Here is a 1,568-nt window from a genome sequence, read left to right as displayed (position 1 = left end):
ACTAAAACTTGAAAGTTGGTTCTAGCTCTCTAGACCTTGATAAAACTGGGTTTGCGAGCAAAATAATCACCTCAAGCGGCGTTCAGTACCTGTTTTTGGATTACTTGAGGTAACGTTTCTATGAATCTTTCAATGACGTTATCTAAAACCTCTCTGCGAAGGACAGGTTCAGCTTTAAACGCATCATGAAACAGCTCAATCAAGTTACGGATTGCTTCTGAAAAAGTTAAATCACTCAATTCTTCCACAGTTAGATAAAATAACTCGCCTATGGTACGATCATCGATTTCTTGCCGTTGACGAAGTGACAGAATAATGTAGCTGGTCGCTACAAGAACACAATGGGCAAAGATTCCATCATAGGATAAACCTTGGTATTTTGTCAGATGAAGGTATTGTTTACACATTTTGAAGTAAACTTCGATAGACCAACGTTTACCATACAGTTGAATAATCTCATCCTCGGTTAATGTGATGTCCGTTGAAGCTAAAACAAGATAGTCATTGCGTTTGTTACGATTGCGGACGTAGACTAATTTGATCGGTAGCGATTGTCCATCTTCATAAACGACTTCAACGATTACTGAAAGCAGATACCGGGAACGCCCACGGCGTTTCTTCTTCATTTGAAAAATCGCTTTAACATCCATTAGCTGGTGTTGGAATTGGTAATGGATTTTTGAGGAACGCTTGATCATTGCAATCGCGTGAAGATTTATGGACCGGACAGCTCGAAAGGTCTTAGGACTGGAAAACCAAGAGTCAAATAGAACGATCTTTGCTTGATGACCTGCTCGAAGAGCCTGATCCAACAGTTCAATCATGACCTCGGTTCCTTTACGATTCGCTTGTGCTTTTCTTTTTCCGGAATTTGTACGTTTGTCGGTATTTTTTTCATTTACTGATTGGTTTTTGCCAGAAAGAAGACTAAAAGAAACAGGCAAGAATGAGTTTCCATCACTCCAACCAAGTTGTAGGAAACGAAAACCACGAACATATTCCTTTTTTGCGTGATCATATTGGATCGCAGAAAGTTCCACTTTTTTTCCATTAGGACGTGCATAAATCGAATCATCAATGATAAATACGTCCTTGCGGTCTTCACTGGTCAACGAACGAAAATAACTGACGACTTTTTGACTGATGAGGAGTAAAAAGTGTTGCCAGTTGATTCGTCCGTCATTTAACAAATTACGAAAAGTCTTGTCGGAAAAGGGTAATTGATCTCGCTTTTGCAAATGATCTCGATAGGCCGAGTGATGAGAGAAAATGGTGGAGATAAGATAACAGAATAGAACATTAAAAGAGAACCCTTTTAGTTTGGTAAAATTTGCTTGTTTGGCAAGCGAAGACAAGTGGAAACTCGAATAAAAATTTTGAATAGATGAAAATAATCCTTCTGAATGTGTGTTGTTTCGTGTTATACTTTTCATGGCATGAACGCTTCCTTTCACGATTGGATTTAGTCGTCTCAATTGTAACAAGGATTGTGCGTTCATGCTATTTTTTATGCTCTTAATTCAAGTGTATCAAGGGATTTCAGACGATTTCTATGTTTCAAGTTTTAG

1 protein-coding gene is annotated in these 1,568 nt (G+C 38.5%); it reads right to left on the bottom strand.

Annotated features, from left to right (window positions below):
- Positions 1 to 71: 71 nt before the first annotated feature.
- Positions 72 to 1,433, bottom strand: a complete 1,362-nt coding sequence (locus BAU16_RS12695; RefSeq protein WP_161527210.1) for an IS4 family transposase — start codon at positions 1,431 to 1,433, stop codon at positions 72 to 74.
- Positions 1,434 to 1,568 lie beyond the last annotated feature (135 nt).

The sequence above is a fragment of the Enterococcus sp. JM9B genome (genome assembly GCF_009933265.1).
Taxonomy (GTDB): Bacteria; Bacillota; Bacilli; order Lactobacillales; family Enterococcaceae; genus Enterococcus_C; species Enterococcus_C songbeiensis.
This window is presented reverse-complemented; position numbering and strand designations above follow the sequence as displayed.

Bases quoted from the DNA above. Each gene is read 5' to 3' on its own strand.
- BAU16_RS12695 (WP_161527210.1), bottom strand. From the start codon at position 1,433: ATGAAAAGTATAACACGAAACAACACACATTCAGAAGGATTATTTTCA.